The following is a 13,897-nucleotide window of genomic DNA, read 5'->3' as shown; positions in this document are numbered from 1 at the left end:
GTGTGCCGGTGCGTGACGATGTCGTGCCGGGGGTGGGTGGGACAGGTCCTGCCCGCCTGCCCGGTCCCTTGCGTGCCGGGCAGGCAAGGAGGCGGCCGGGGCGGAGCGGGCTCCGCCCCGGCCGGGACCCGTCAGGGACGCAGTCCGGCGATCAGCGCGGAGGTCAGGGCGTGGTCGACCGGGCCGGTGTTCCAGTTGGGGCTCATGGGGCTCACGGCGATCCGGCCTGCGGTCACGGCTTCGATGTCACTGCCCTTGGCCGCGGGCCGCAGGTCCACCTTGACCGTCAGCTTCCAGGTGCCGTCGCCCGCATCGGTGAAGTCCGGTTCGAGCAGGGTCTGCGGATCCTGGAAGGTCGAGGACACACCCGCGGCCGTACCCTTGCCGTCGGCTCCGACCACCGGGTGGTTGATGTTCAGGCCGACGCCGTGGGGCAGCAGCGGCCCGGAGCGGGCCCGCGCCCGCAGCCGGTCGATCAGCTTGACGGTGAAGTCGACCGTCGGGCCCATCGCGTTGACCGTGGTGACCGGGTCGGGTGCGGCGACGCCCCCGGTGCTCAGCGCGATGGCCGGTACGCCGTGCTCCAGCGCGGCGACGGCGCCGCCGACCGTACCGGAGTGGGTGGCGAGACCGGCGACGTTCGGGCCGAAGTTGGTGCCCGAGACGACCAGGTCGGGGGCGTCCCCGGCGAAGACCTCGGCCAGGCCGAAGGCGACGGAGTCGCCCGGGGTGCCGTCGACGGCCCAGACCTTGGGCTCGGGGTGCTTCACCGTGATCGACGGGGCACTCATCATCTTCGTGCCGGTGCCGCTCTGGTTGGTGAGCGGGGCGACGATCGTGACGTCGTGCCCGGCGGCGGTCAGCCGCTCGAAGGCCTTGCGGATGCCCGGCGCGTTGTAGCCGTCGTCGTTGGTGAGCAGGATCCGCAACGGGCCGGCGGGCGCGGCCTGCGGCGCGGCGACCGCGGGTGCCGTGCCGGCCAGAGCGGGCGTGCACAGCAGCAGGGCGGCCAGCGGCAGAACTCGCTTGCGTCTCACAGGATGCTCCTTGAGAGGGAAGGGGATGAGGGTGAGAAGGGGTGGGTACCGGCGGGCGCACGACCCTCGGCGAACGCCCGCCGGAGCTGCGTACGGGCCGGGCCCCGGGGGACCGGCCCGGGACGGGTCAGCGCACGCTGCGGATCGGGAGGATGGCGAGCGCGCCGATCAGGGAGAGGGCTCCGCCGACGAGGAAGAGCGGGGTGTAGCCGCCCAGCCCCGTGACGACGGCCGAGGCGACGAAGGGGGCGATGATCTGCGGTCCGGCGTTCGCGATGTTCAGCACGCCCATGTCGCGGGCGGCGTCCTCGGCCCGCGGGAGGACCAGGGTGACGAGCGCGGTGTCGACGGCCATGAAGCAGCCGAAGGCGAGTCCGTTGAGCGTGCTGAAGACGAGCATGCCGGTCCAGGTCGGGCTGATGACCGGGACCACCATGACGAGCCCGGCGAGGGCGGCGGACACGCCGACGAACACCTTGCGGCGGTTCCAGCGGTCGGACAGCAGACCGCCGACCACGGTGGAGACGGCCATCGCGATCATCGACACCGGGGTGAGGACGGCCATGGCGGCGGGCGGGGTCAGCCCGCCGGGCAGCGTGATGTGGTCGCCGAGGATGTACAGCTGGTAGCCGACGACGGAGAAGTAGCCGAGGACCATCAGGGCCCGGCCGATGAAGGCCCAGCGGAAGTCGTGGTTGGCCAGGGCCGAGAGGAATGCGGCCAGTTGGGCGCCCCGCGGTTTGGCGGGCGCCGCGACGGCGGGCCCGGTGCGCGCAACGTCCCGGCAGAAGAGGCTGAGCAGCAGGGCGGACCCGGCGACGATCGCGCCGAGTATCAGGTAGCCGGTGCGCAGGTGGTCCGCGGTCTGGGAGGCGATGAGGACGCCGACCGTACCGCCGATGGGCAGACCGAGACCGACCAGAGCGGACGCGGTGCCGCGGCGGGCGGCGGGGATCCGGTCGGGCACGATGGCGGTGACGGCCGCCTGATAGACGTTCATGGTCGCCTGGATCAGGCACCAGCCGATGCCGACCAGCAGCGCGGTGGTCGCACCGCCGAGCACGGCCAGCAGGACGAACGAGGCCAGACCGCCGCCCAGGATCCAGGGGTTGCGGCGTCCGCTGCGGTCGGAGAGGGCGCCGGCGATGGGATTGAAGGCGGTGGCGAAGACCGCGCTGACGCCGCCGATCAGGCCGAGTACGGCGACCTTGTCGTCGGGCGCGATCGCGGCGATCTGGGTCGGCAGCAGGACGGAGCCGACACCCATGTAGAGCGCCATCATCGCCGAGTTGGAGACCAGGAGCAGGGGCAGGAGACCACGCCGGGGGGCGGTCTCCCCGGTCGGGGGAACGGAGGGTTCGACTGGTTCGACGACTTCGGGCGTGGCCATGGGACTACTCCTCGGGGGACGGAGCGGGGAGGTGGCGTGCAGCGGAGAAGGCGGGCGGCCCGAGAGCGGGGCGCCGGACGGCGTCGTCGCCGGAAGGTGCGGAGGCGGACGACGTTCGTAACGTGATGTTGTTACACGTGTCACCAAGTGCGGTGGACACTGTGTAGCACCCATTTCCGGGCTCCGCCAGAGCCTGCGGCGGGTCGTTGTGCAGATCGTGACCGACGGGGGAGCCGGCGAGGCAAGACGTGTAACCATCGGATCGAGGCCATCGGGAGTGGCGGATCTGTCGAGAAACCCTCTTGCTCTTGTGGCGGTCGTGACGCATCGGCAATACTCCGTGCCGCACCGCGACGACCCGGTCGCCGGAGGGTTCTGCACCCCGGCGGCACCGGGCGGTTCCCCGCGTCCGGACCGCCCCTGCTGGTGGGTCCGGTCCGCGAGGGGCGGCCGGTGCGGCTCCCGCCGCGGTCGCGCGGCTCCCGGCCGCGCCTCGCCGCACGTCGCCGCATCCCGTTCCGTGTCGCATCCCGTTCCGTCGCCGCATCCCGTTCCGCGTCGCGTCCCGTTCCGTCGCGCTCCACACGCCCGTGCCTGCTCTCCGCGTGCCCCCACCGCCCGGGGAAGACGACCGTGAAAGGCCCGCCATGTTCCCTTCGCCCTCCTCCGTGCCGCCGTCCCGGCCACCCCGGCAGGTCGCCCCGCCCCGCCATCACCTTCCGGCGGCCCCGCCGCGCCACGCGCTCGGAGCCGGGATCGCCCTCCTGCTCCTGGCGTTCCTGGTCGGACTGCTGCTCCGACTCGACCGGCAGCCGTTCTTCCAGGGGCTCGACGACCGCTGGGCAGCGTCCCTGAACGACTCCGCCGCCGCGGAATCCGGTGAGCTGGGCGCATTCAGCACCGTCCTCGACCGGCTCGGCGGCCCGCTCGGCATGGTCCTGCCGCTCCTGGTGATCGGCTGCCTGTGCGTCTACGGGCGCTGGCGCTCGGGGCTGTTCGTCTTCTCGGTCACCGTCGTCGCCAACCTCGTGGTGCTCCTGCCCATGAAGCAGCTGGCCGACCGGCCGCGCCCGCCGCACCCGTGGGTCCTGGTCAGTGACGGTTCGTACCCGTCCGGGCAGGTGTTCAGCGCGGTGGCGCTCGTGGTCGCCGTAGCGGTGGTGGTGTTCCCGCCGCGTGCGCGACGCTGGTGGTGGGCGTTCGGGGCCTCGTACGTACTCGCGATGATGGGGAACCGGACGTGGCTCCACGCCCAGTGGCTCAGCGACACCTTCGCCGGCGCTGTCGTCGGCGTCGGAACCTGCATGGTGGTGTGGCGGATCTTCGCGTCGTTGCTGGATGTGGAGGCGGAGCGGATGGCCGCGAACAGCCTGTGGCTGTGAGCGCGACCGAAGGGGTCGAATTATCGTGACACATTGACGTTCGGCAAATTCACGCCATACGCTCGATCCGCGGCGCGCACCGAGCGCGCGGCAGCGAGGAAGGAACGGCTCATGCCTCACCCCCCTGGCCAGGACCGGACGGTGGTGGACCTGCCCGCAGGCCGCCTGCGCGGCGCGACCGAGGGCGGCGTCACGGTCTTCCGTGCCGTGCCCTACGCCGCCCCACCGGTCGGTGACCTGCGCTGGAGGCCCGCGCAGCCGCACGCCGGCTGGAGCGGCACGCGGGACGCCACCACCGACGGCCCGAGCGCGCCGCAGATGTACATGGAAGGCGGCGACCCGGTGCTCGGCGGCCACGGGTCGCCCCCCTTCGACGAGGACTGCCTCACCCTCAACCTCTGGACGCCGGCCGTCGACGCCGGCCGGCGTCCGGTGCTGATCTGGATCCACGGCGGCGGCTTCGTCTCCGGATCCGGCTCGCTGCCCACCTACTCCGGTGACACCTTCGCCCGCGACGGCGACCTCGTCGTCGTGAGTATCAACTACCGCATAGGGCCGCTCGGTTACCTCTATACGGGAGAGGGCGACGAGGGGGGCGAGGGCGCTGCGGGCGGGAACTTCTGGCTCACCGACCAGCTGGCCGCCCTGCGCTGGGTGAAGGAGAACATCGCCTCCTTCGGCGGCGACCCGGACTGCATCACGGTCGCGGGGCAGTCCGGCGGCGCGGTCTCCACCGCGGCCCTGGCCGGTCACCCGCAGGCCGCCGGCCTGATCGGGCGGGTGATCCTGCAGAGCCCGCCCTTCGGCCTGGACCTCCCGCGCCCGGACGCGTACCTCGAGCGCACGGCCGCCTACCTGGAACTGGCCGGCGCCGAGGACCTGGACCGGCTGCGCACGCTTCCCTGGCCCGAGCTGATCGGGGCGGGCGCGGGGCTGTTCGCGCAGACCGTGCGGTGGGGGTACTGGCCGACGCCCTTCCTGCCCGTGATCGACGGAGTCACCCTCGCCGGTCACCCCGCCGAGGCCCTGCTGGGCGGAGCGGCGGCCGGCATCGACGTCATGATCGGCTGGACGCGCGAGGAGGCCAACTTCGGGTTCGCCCTCGACGAGGGCTACGCCGGCGCCACCCGGGAGGAGGTGACCGACCGCATCGGGGACACCTTCGGGAAGGAAGCCGCCGAGAGCGTGTACGCGGCGTACGAGCGGGCCCGGCCCGGCGCCCGTCCGGCCGACGTCCTCATGGACCTCATCACCGACGAGCTCTTCCGAGTGCCGGCGCTGCGGCTGGCCGAGGCACGCGCCGAGTCGGGCCATCCCGTATGGGCCTACCAGTTCGACCTTCCCACGCCCGCCCACGAGGGCCGGCTCGGGGCCGCGCACTGCCTCGAACTGCCCTTCGTCTTCGACAACTTCGCCCAGTGGTCGCACGCCCCCTTCCTGGCCGGCCTCGCCCCCGCCGTCCGGGACGGCCTCGCGTACGCCATGCACCGGGCCTGGATCGCCTTCGTCCGCACCGGCGACCCCAATCACCCCGACCTGCCGCAGTGGCGGCGGTACGAAACGCCGTCCCGCACCACGATGCGCTTCGACTCGGTGGTGACCGCCCTCGACGACCTCGCGGGACCCTCCAGGCTCCTGCACACCCCCGCCTCTTGATTTAACTCGTGTAACCTGAGAAGGAAGGAGCACCCGAGCAGAACCGCAACACAAGGAGCGTCGAGGGACGTCATGGCCAAAGACACACACGTCCCGGCATCCATCACCAGCGCCGACGTGGCCCGCCTCGCCGGGGTCTCGCGCGCCACGGTCTCCTTCGTCCTCAACGACACCCAGGGCCACCGGGTCAGCGCGAGCACCCGCGCCCGGGTGCTCGACGCCGCCAAGCAGCTCGGCTACGTACCGCACGCCGCCGCCCGGTCCCTGCGCGCCGGCCGCAGCAACCTCGTCCTGATGCCCGCGTCGATCTCCGCGATCGGCCGCCTCGTCAGCGACTGGGTCGACGACCTGCACAGCGAGCTGGACCGCTTCGGCTACACGGCCGTGCTGCACGCGGGCCGCTTCGCCGACCCCCTCGACGCCGCCCGGGCCTGGGCCGAACTGCGCCCCGCGGCCGTCGTCGCCCTGGACGGCGACCGCTTCACGGCCCAGGCGGCCGAGGTACTGGGCCGTGCCGGGGTGCGCGGCCTGCTGGCCTTCGCGGCCCACCCCGTCGAGGGGGTGCACACCATCGGTTTCGACCACACCCACATCGGTGCCACCGCGGCCGAGCACCTCATCGCGCGAGGCCGCACCAGGATCGGCGTCGTCATGCCCCAGGAGCGCGGCCTCGGCACCCTCGCCGAGCCGCGCCTCGCGGGCGCCGAGTCGGTCGCGGCCCGGCACATGGCCACCGTCACCCCGGTGGAGCTGGCCTACACGCGGGAGTCGGCGAGCGCCCTGGCGCGGCGGTGGCGCGGCCTCGGCCTCGACGCCGCCTTCACGTACAACGACGAGTACGCAGCCCTGCTGCTGCACGCGCTCCAGGCCGAGGGGATCTCCGTGCCGGACGAGGTGGCCCTGGTCGGCTGTGACGACCTCGTCCTCTCCACGCTCCAGCAGCCCGCCCTCACCACGGTCCGGCTGGACATGCCGTCGGCCGCGCAGATCGCGGACGCCGTGCACGAGCTGATCGAAACCGGCACGGCGACTCCGGTGCCGGCCGTGACCCCCGTCCTGGTCCACCGCCTGACCTCGTGACCCCTTGAACGCCTGACGGCCCGCGGGGCGCCGGCTGCGGCAGGGCACACAGCTCGCGGGGCACACCGGGGGAGCGGCGGCGACCGGCCGGCGCTCCCGTTCCTTCCCCCGCCGCTCCTGTTCCTCCCTCCCGCCCGCCGCTGCGCCGTCCGCGCGCTGCCGGCCGGGGCGTCGTGGTGACGGCCCCGGCCGGCAGCGCGTTGCGCGAGCTCACGCGTGGCGTGCTCGGGTCACGCGGCAGTGGTGCCCGTGCCCGCGCCCGCGGCCGCCCCCCGGCGGTCGTGGGCGCGGGCACGTTCCCGGGCGAGCGCCGGCTGGAAGAGCCACCACGCCACCAGCCCCACCCCCGCGCCCACCGCGGCCCCGGCCACCGTGTCGCTGAGCCAGTGCGCGTGCAGCCAGGTACGGCTCCACATCATGGCCAGCGCGAAGGCCGTGCCCCCGATCCACCACGCCCGCCGCCGGGCCGCCGGGACCAGCAGCACCCCGATGACGACGACCAGCAGCGCACCCGTGGCCGCGTGTCCGGACGGGAAGGAGCCGTGGTCGACCCGGACCAGCGGATCGGCCGGGCGCGGCCGGTCCACCAGGTGCTTGAGGCCCTGGACGACCAGCATGTTGCCGCCCAGGTAGGCGGCGAGCAGGAAGCCGGCCGAGACCCAGCGCCGCCGGAAGAGCAGCAGGGCCAGCAGGGAGAGCGGGAGGAGGGCGCCGACGGGCCCGCCGAACAGGTCCAGCACCGTGGCGGCAGCCTGGTACAGCCCTTCGTGGGGTCCGCCCATCCAGATCAGCCAGCCGTCGTCCAGCCCCTGGAAGGGCGGGTCCGCCACGTCGGAGCGGACGACGACGGCCGTCAGTACGGCTGCCGCCAGGAGCAGGAGGCCCGTGACGAGGAGGCCGCGGCTGCGCGGAGCCCCGGACCCGGAGCGGTGCGGTCGGTCGGGTCTGTGGGGTCTGTCGTGCGGGGTGGTGGTGGGGATGCCGGACATGACTGCCTCTCGTGACCGCGGCGGGGGACGCGGCCTGGTGTGCTCCGAAGGGGATGCGGGGGCGCGGCCGCTGCCGCGCCCCCGTGGTGGATCAGGAACGCGGGACCGGCGCCGTCAGGCCCCCGCGCCGAGGTGCCGGGCCAGGAAGGCCACGCTCTCCTCGACGATCGCGGGGATGTCCGGGGAGCCGAGGAAGATGTGGTCCGCACCCTCCACGGGCTGCAGCGTGACCTCGCCCCCGGCGCTGTTGAGTGCCTCGGCCAGGACCTCGCTCTGGCTGTACGGGACCAGGCCGTCCCGGGTCCCGTGCACCAGCAGGAACGGCGGCGGGTTCGAGCCGGGGGCGTACGTCACCGGGCTCGCGGCCCGGGCCAGGTCCGGCCGCTCGTCCACACCGGCGCCCAGCAGGGCCTCGTAGGGGTCCGGGAATTCCGCACCGGGCATGGCCGGCATGGGGTGCCCGGCGAGGGCGACGAGGTCGGAGACGCCGTACCAGTCGACGACCGCGCGGACCGCGGTGTCGCCGGAGCCGACGCCCTGTGTGCCCTCGAGCGCGGCGCCCTGGGGGCTGCCGGGGCCGACGACGCCGGCGAGGGCGGCCAGGTGCCCGCCCGCGGACTCGCCCCAGACTCCGATCCGGTCCGGGTCGATGCCGAGGGCGTCGGCGAAGGTGCGGACGTAGCGGATGGCCGCCTTCACGTCGTGCAGCTGGGCCGGGAACGGTGCTTCGAGGCTGTGCCGGTAGTCGATGGAGACCAGGGCGATCCCGGCCGACAGCACCGACCCGTGGAGCAGGTCGGCGGGCACGGTCGGCGGCGGGTAGCGGCGGTCGCCGTCCAGCCAGCCGCCGCCGTGGATCCAGACGATCGCGGGGAACGGGCCCTCGCCGGCGGGCACCTGCACGTCGAGCAGCCGGGGCCGGTAGCCGGGCGTGGTCGCGTAGGTGATCCCGTCGAAGCGCCGCACGCCGTCCGTGCCCGTCACCGGCGGTACGGGGGACCGGTAGGGCGGGGGCGGCCAGGTCATGTCGGCGATGTCGATCTCGGCGGGAGGAGTTTGTGTCATTGCGGCCCTTCCAGTTCGGCAGTGCCCCGGTGGGGCGGGGTGCAGGCTTCGCGTCGTTTGTCCGGAATGCTTGCGCGGGTCACCGGGGGAGGCGTAGCTTGTTACACGTGTAATCAAGGACTCTAGCGACGCATTTCCGCTGACCACAAGCCCAGGAACGATCCGGATTCCGGATCAGTTACACGAGCTGCTCAGTGGCGGTGCCGCCATCCCCCTCCGGGAGCACGTCATGCTCACCACTGCCGACCGGTCCGCCGGTCCCGCGGTCCGAAGCTTCGTCCACTGGGTCGCCGAGCCCACCGCCGAGAGTGTTCCGCAGGTCAGGTCCCGTGTGCGCGCCATGCTCGACGACTGGCGGGTCGCCGCCGAGGTGGTCGACGCCCTGCTGCTGACCGTCAGTGAACTCGTCGGCAACGTCGTCCTGCACGTGGGCGCCGGCGCCGGGCGGATGAGGGTCGCCCTGGCGGTGGGCGGCGGCTGGCTCCGGCTGGAGGTCGCCGACGGGGGCGCCGGCCTGCCGCGGCTGCCCGCCCCCCGCCGGGAGGTCGACCCGGACGCGGAGAGCGGGCGCGGGCTGCTGATGGTGCAGCTGCTGGCGGCCGAACTGGGCGGTGAGCTCTCGGTCGTTGTGGGCGGGCTCGGCAAGGCCGTCAGGGTGCGCGTCCCCGTGCCCTGAGCCGCATCGGCGGGCGTTGCGGGGCGCTGCAGGGGTCGCGGCCGGGGCTCTGCGAGGGCGCCGCAGGGTGTCGCGGGGGTGCTCGGGGGTGGTGTGAGGAGCCTCTCGGGCATCGGAATATCGCGAGATGTTGACGGACGCCAAATATTCGACATACCTTGCAGTCATCTCCCCGCTGCTCCCTGATTGAGGTGCCGCCCCATGGAGCTCTCCCCTTCCGCGTACGCCGATCCGTTCTGCCGTGATCGGCTTCCGCCCTTCCCCCTCTGGCCCGAACTCCACTTCGATCTACCGGAGTTGGAGTACCCGGACCGACTCAACTGCGCTCGGCGCCTGCTCGACGACGCCGTCGAGCGGCACGGCCCCGACCGCCCCTGTCTGCTCACCCCGACCGAGCGCTGGACATACGGCGAACTGCAGCACCGCGCCAACCAGGTCGCCCAGGTCCTCACCGAGGACTTCGGCCTCCGGCCCGGCAACCGCGTCCTGCTGCGCGGACCCAACAACCCCTGGCTCGTAGCCGCGTGGTTCGGCGTTCTGAAGGCCGGCGGCGTCGCCGTCACGACCATGCCGCTGTTGCGCGCCGGCGAACTCGCCGAGCTCACCGACATCAGCCGGCCCGCGCTCGCCCTGTGCGACCACCGCTACGCCGAGGAACTCGACGCGAGCGGCCGCCCCGGCCTGCCGGTGCTGCCGGTCGTCACCTACGGGGGTGCCGGACCGGAGGACCTGGCCGCGCGCTGCGCGGCCAAGGACGGCCGCTTCAGCACCGTGGTCACGGCCGCGGACGACGTGGCACTGATCGCCTTCACCTCGGGCACGACCGGACGGCCGAAGGCGACCCTGCACTTCCACCGAGATGTCCTCGCCAACGCGGACACGTTCTCGAGGCACGTCCTCAAGCCCCGCCCCGACGACGTCTTCACCGGTACGCCGCCCCTCGCCTTCACCTTCGGGCTCGGCGGACTCGTGGTCTTCCCCCTCCACGTCGGGGCCGCCACCCTGCTGATCGAGCAGGCGGCCCCGCTGCAGCTGGCCGATCTCGTCGCGGAGCACGGAGTGACCGTGCTGTTCACCGCGCCCACGGCCTACCGCGCGATCATGGAGGCGGGGGCGGTGGACCGGCTGGCCGGGCTGCGGCGCTGCGTGTCCGCGGGCGAACCGCTCCCGGCCGCGGTGTGGCACGAGTTCCACGCCGCCACCGGCCTGCGCATCATCGACGGCATCGGTGCCACGGAGATGCTGCACGTCTTCATCTCCGCGGCCGACGAGGACATCCGGCCCGGCTCCACCGGCCGCCCCGTTCCCGGCTACCGCGCCGCAGTGGTCGACGAACAGGGGGACCCCGTCCCCGACGGGCAGCCGGGCCTGCTGGCGGTCACCGGTCCCACCGGATGCCGGTACCTGGAGGACCCGCGCCAGGTCTCGTACGTCAGGAACGGCTGGAACGTCACCGGCGACACCTACATACGCGACGCGGACGGCTACTTCTGGTACGTCGCCCGCAGCGACGACATGATCGTCTCCTCGGGCTACAACATCGCGGGCCCCGAGGTCGAGAAGGCCCTCGCCACGCACCCCCACGTCGAGGAGTGCGCCGTCGTCGGGGCCCCGGACCCGCGGCGCGGCATGCTCGTCAAGGCGTACGTCGTCCTGGGCGCCGGGGTCCCGGCGGACGGCACGACGGTCAGTGAGCTCCAGGCCCACGTCAAGCAGACCATCGCCCCGTACAAGTACCCGCGCGCCGTCGAGTTCGTCGCCGCGCTCCCGCGCACCGGCACCGGAAAGCTGCGGCGCGGTGAACTGCGCGAACGTGCCCGGGCCGCGGCGGCCACCGGAACCGGATCCGCCGCCCTGCCGGCCGGCCCGGTCGCCGAGCCGGCCAGTGTCGTCGTCGAACGCCGCGTCGAATGGACCGACACCGACGCCGCCGGCCACTACCACCATTCCACCGTCGTGCGCTGGGTCGAGGCGGCCGAGGCCGTCCTGCTCCACCGCCTGGGCCTGTCCCATCTGTTCGGCAGCACGCCCAGGGTGCACTTCGAGGCCGACTACCGGGCCCGCCTCTGGTTCGGGGACGCCGTGCGCACCGAACTGAAGGTCACCAAGGTCGGGACGGCCTCCCTGCACTACGCCTTCACCGTACGAGGCGCCCAGGGCGGCGAGGCGGCCACCGGCCGCATGATCATCGCCCACTCGGCCGCCCACGCGACCGGGTCGACCCCCTGGCCCGAGGACGTACGCGAACTGCTCGGCGCGGCGGGGCCGCAGCAACCGGAACTACTCACCACCGCGCAAGCATCAGGAGGCACGCCGTGCGCGTCGCAGTCATAGGAGGAGGGCCCGGCGGACTGTACTTCGCGGCCCTCACCAAGCAGCTCTCCCCGCACTGGGAGGTCACCGTCTGGGAACGCAACGCCCCTGACGACACCTTCGGCTTCGGGGTCGTCTTCTCCGACGAGACGCTCGACGGAATCGCCCAGGCCGACCGCGAGATCCACGAGGCGATGTCGGCCGAGTTCGCCCGCTGGGCCGACATCGACGTCCGATACCGGGGCAGCACCCTCACCTCGGGCGGCCACGGTTTCGCCGCCCTCGGCCGGCAGCACCTCCTGCGGATCCTCCAGCGGCGCTGCGCCGACCTCGAGGTCGACGTCCGCTACCGCACGCAGGCCCCGCCCGCGGCCGAACTGGCTGCCACGTACGACCTGGTGGTGGCGTGCGACGGCGTACGGTCGGCCACCCGCGCCGCATACGCCGACACCTTCGCGGCCGACCTCGACGAGCGCTCCGGCCGCTACATGTGGCTCGGCACGGACAAGGTCTTCGAGGCCTTCACCTTCATCGTCGAGGAGCGGGACTTCGGCACGCTCCAGGTGCACGCGTACCCCTACGACGCCACCCGCTCCACCTTCATCGTGGAGATGACCGAGGACGCCTGGCGGCGCGCCGGATTCGAGGAGTTCGCCGACCGCGACCATCCTCCCGGAACCAGCGACGAGGAGAGCATCCGGCGCTGCGAGGAGCTCCTCGCCGACCACCTCGACGGCCACCGCCTCATCCCCAACAACTCCAAGTGGCTGCGCTTCACAACGGTCCGCAACCGCACCTGGCGGCACGAGAACGTCGTCCTGCTCGGCGACGCCGCCCACACCGCGCACTTCTCCATCGGCTCCGGCACCAAACTCGCCATGGAGGACGCCCTCGTACTCGCGGCCAGCCTGCACGAGCACCCCGACGTGCCGACCGCGCTCGCCGCCTACGAGGAGGAGCGCAGGCCCGTGGTGGAGTCCACCCAGCGCGCCGCGCAGGCCAGCCTGGAATGGTTCGAGCACATCGACCGGTACGCCGGCCAGGACCCGCACCAGTTCGCCTTCAACCTCCTCACCCGCAGCCGTCGCGTCACCTACGACAACCTGCGCGTGCGCGACGAGGGCTTCACCAGCGCGGTCAACCGCGCGTCGGACGTTCCGCCCATGTTCCGCCCCTACCCGCTCGGCGGACTGCTGCTGCGCAATCGGGTCGTCGTACCGCCCACCGCCCTGCACACCGCGCGCGACGGGGTTCCGGGCGACTTCGACCTCGTCCACCTCAGCACGCAGGCCATCGGCGGCGCCGGACTGGTCCTCGCCGGAATGACGGCCGTCAGTGCCGGCGGCCGGGCCACCCCCGGCTGCCCCGGCCTGTGGAACGACGAACAGGAGGCGGCCTGGCGGCGCCTCACCGACTTCGTCCACGGCCAGTCCGACACCTGCCTCGGCATCCAGCTCACGCACGCCGGCCGCCGCGCGGCCGGCCGCGGCGGACAGCCGATCGCCGCCTCCGCACTGCGCTGGGACGAGCGGAGCCCGGTGCCGCGCGAGGCCGACCGGGCCGACATGGACGCACTCGTACGGGACTTCGTGGGCGCGGCCCGGCGCGCCGACCGGGCGGGCTTCGACGCACTGGAACTCCAGTACGGGCACGGGCACCTGCTCTCGGGCTTCCTGTCCCCGCTGACCAACCGGCGCACCGACGAGTACGGCACAGACCTGGACGGAAGGCTCCGGCTGCCGCTCGAAGTGCTGCGCGCCGTACGAGAGGTGTGGCCGGCCGGCAAGGCGCTGCTCGTGCGGATCTCCGCCGCCGACTGGGCGGACGGCGGCACCACCGAGGACGACGCCGTCGGGATCGCGCGCGCACTCGCCGAGGCGGGCGCCGACGCCATCGACGTCTCCACCGGCGAGGTCGTCGCCCACGAGAAGCCCCGCTACGGCCGCAGCTACCAGACCCCGTACGCGGACCTGATCCGCAACGCCACCGGGATCCCCACCATCGCCGTCGGCGCGATCTCCACGTACGACGACGTGAACTCGATCATCCTGGCCGGCCGGGCGGACCTGTGCGGTGTCGGCCGCGCCCAGCTCCACGACCCCCTGTGGACCCTGCACGCGGCGGCCGCCCAGGGCTACCAGGGCCCGGCCGCGCCCTGGGCGCGCGCCTGGCGCGCGGGCAGCGGGCGGCCCCCGTCGGCGCGGACCGACCGGATCCCGCCGCGCCTGGAACTGCTGCGGCAGCCCGCCGAATCCGTCCACCGCCGCTGGCTGCCCCGCGCAGCGGTTCCCGCCCACCGATAGCCGGAG

10 protein-coding genes and 1 pseudogene are annotated in these 13,897 nt (G+C 73.2%); 7 read left to right on the top strand and 4 right to left on the bottom strand.

Annotated elements, in window-relative coordinates; genetic code table 11:
- Positions 1-131 precede the first annotated feature (131 nt).
- Together surE and OG444_RS03915 are read right to left on the bottom strand one after the other, a co-directional pair.
- Positions 132-1,037: a 5'/3'-nucleotidase SurE gene (gene surE, locus OG444_RS03920; protein WP_327260753.1), complete on the bottom strand. Its 906-nt coding sequence runs from the start codon at positions 1,035-1,037 to the stop codon at positions 132-134.
- Positions 1,038-1,164: 127 nt separating this feature from the next.
- Positions 1,165-2,427: an MFS transporter gene (locus tag OG444_RS03915; protein WP_327260752.1), complete on the bottom strand. Its 1,263-nt coding sequence runs from the start codon at positions 2,425-2,427 to the stop codon at positions 1,165-1,167.
- Between the two features lie 647 nt (positions 2,428-3,074).
- Between OG444_RS03915 and OG444_RS03910 the strand changes: the two genes are divergently transcribed.
- The 3 genes from OG444_RS03910 (at position 3,075) to OG444_RS03900 (ending at position 6,545) form a co-directional block, all read left to right on the top strand.
- Positions 3,075-3,809: a phosphatase PAP2 family protein gene (locus OG444_RS03910; protein WP_327260751.1), complete on the top strand. Its 735-nt coding sequence runs from the start codon at positions 3,075-3,077 to the stop codon at positions 3,807-3,809.
- A gap of 111 nt (positions 3,810-3,920) precedes the next feature.
- Complete coding sequence (locus tag OG444_RS03905) at positions 3,921-5,465, top strand: carboxylesterase/lipase family protein (protein WP_327260750.1); 1,545 nt, start codon at positions 3,921-3,923, stop codon at positions 5,463-5,465.
- A gap of 72 nt (positions 5,466-5,537) precedes the next feature.
- A complete protein-coding gene (locus OG444_RS03900) occupies positions 5,538-6,545 on the top strand; it encodes a LacI family DNA-binding transcriptional regulator (RefSeq protein ID WP_327260749.1) in 1,008 nt (335 codons plus the stop codon).
- A 230-nt stretch (positions 6,546-6,775) separates the two neighbouring features.
- Here OG444_RS03900 and OG444_RS03895 read toward each other — a convergent pair whose 3' ends face one another.
- Together OG444_RS03895 and OG444_RS03890 are read right to left on the bottom strand one after the other, a co-directional pair.
- On the bottom strand, positions 6,776-7,534 hold the full coding sequence (locus OG444_RS03895; protein ID WP_327260748.1) for a phosphatase PAP2 family protein: 759 nt from the start codon (positions 7,532-7,534) through the stop codon (positions 6,776-6,778).
- Between the two features lie 114 nt (positions 7,535-7,648).
- Complete coding sequence (locus tag OG444_RS03890) at positions 7,649-8,599, bottom strand: alpha/beta hydrolase (protein WP_327260747.1); 951 nt, start codon at positions 8,597-8,599, stop codon at positions 7,649-7,651.
- Positions 8,600-8,828: 229 nt separating this feature from the next.
- Here OG444_RS03890 and OG444_RS03885 point away from each other — a divergent pair, with 229 nt between their 5' ends.
- The 4 genes and pseudogenes from OG444_RS03885 to OG444_RS03870 all read left to right on the top strand — a co-directional run bounded on the left by OG444_RS03885 (position 8,829) and on the right by OG444_RS03870 (position 13,891).
- Positions 8,829-9,275 carry an ATP-binding protein gene (locus OG444_RS03885; RefSeq protein WP_327260746.1) on the top strand — a complete coding sequence of 149 codons (447 nt, stop codon included), beginning with the start codon at positions 8,829-8,831 and terminating at the stop codon, positions 9,273-9,275.
- 201 nt (positions 9,276-9,476) lie between these two features.
- A pseudogene (locus tag OG444_RS03880) lies at positions 9,477-11,105 on the top strand (AMP-binding protein); the annotation flags it as partial.
- A 126-nt stretch (positions 11,106-11,231) separates the two neighbouring features.
- A complete protein-coding gene (locus OG444_RS03875) occupies positions 11,232-11,609 on the top strand; it encodes an acyl-CoA thioesterase (RefSeq protein WP_405792557.1) in 378 nt (125 codons plus the stop codon).
- A complete protein-coding gene (locus tag OG444_RS03870; protein ID WP_327260745.1) occupies positions 11,591-13,891 on the top strand; it encodes an oxidoreductase in 2,301 nt (766 codons plus the stop codon). The genes OG444_RS03875 and OG444_RS03870 overlap by 19 nt, the downstream gene beginning before the upstream one ends.
- Positions 13,892-13,897: the final 6 nt, after the last annotated feature.

It is taken from the genome of Streptomyces sp. NBC_01232, assembly GCF_035989885.1.
In the GTDB taxonomy this organism is placed as follows: domain Bacteria; phylum Actinomycetota; class Actinomycetes; order Streptomycetales; family Streptomycetaceae; genus Streptomyces.
This window is presented reverse-complemented; position numbering and strand designations above follow the sequence as displayed.